This window comes from Streptomyces sp. SID14436, assembly GCF_010548465.1.
Classification (GTDB): Bacteria; Actinomycetota; Actinomycetes; order Streptomycetales; family Streptomycetaceae; genus Streptomyces.
In genome coordinates this window covers 1-637 of the sequence record NZ_JAAGMD010000783.1, presented here as the reverse complement: position 1 = coordinate 637, position 637 = coordinate 1, and the positions used below count along the sequence as shown (strand labels likewise).

The 637-nt window shown below is 80.1% G+C and carries 1 pseudogene; it reads right to left on the bottom strand.

The annotated features are described in order from the left end of the window. Positions 1-637 (bottom strand): annotated as a pseudogene (locus G3I53_RS28185) (hypothetical protein); the annotation flags it as partial.

Here is a 637-nt window from a genome sequence, read left to right as displayed (position 1 = left end):
TCGGCGGGACGAGGAAGACGTCCCCGGTGTCCGCGTCGGCCGCCGGGGCGGGGGCGAGCAGGGCGGCGGCGGTGCCGACGGCGACGGCGGAGCGGGGCAGCAGGGCCGCGTCGCCGAGGGCCTCGCGGGCGCGGGCGTGGGAGCCGGGGTCGGTGATGACGACGCCGTCGACCAGTTCGGGCCGGGCGGCCAGGACCCGCGCGTGGTCGGTGGGGTCGACGGCCTGGGCGAGGTAGCGCCAGCCGGGCAGGGCGGGGATGCCGTGCTCGCCGAGGAACTCCACCGTGGCCAGGACGTCCGGGCCGGGCGGCAGGAGTCCGCCGTCGCCGAGGGCGCCGAGGATGCGGGCGTCGTCGGCGGCGGCGGTGCGCAGCTCGAACAGCTGCCGTTCGGCGGAGGTGACGGCGTCGTCGAGCAGGCCGCGCAGCTCGTCGGCGAAGCGGTCCAGTTCCTCGGCGGTGAGGGTGCCGTCGGGCGCGGCGGTGTCCGCCGGGGAGTCCGTGTCCGGCCGGGGGCGGGGCACCGGCGGGCGGGCGGTGGTGCCGGTCAGGCCGAGGAGTTCGGCCGCCCGCTCCTCGGCGGCGAGGGCGTCGGCGGTCCGGCGTTCGGCCTGGTGGGCGCGTTCCGCCGCGGTGGC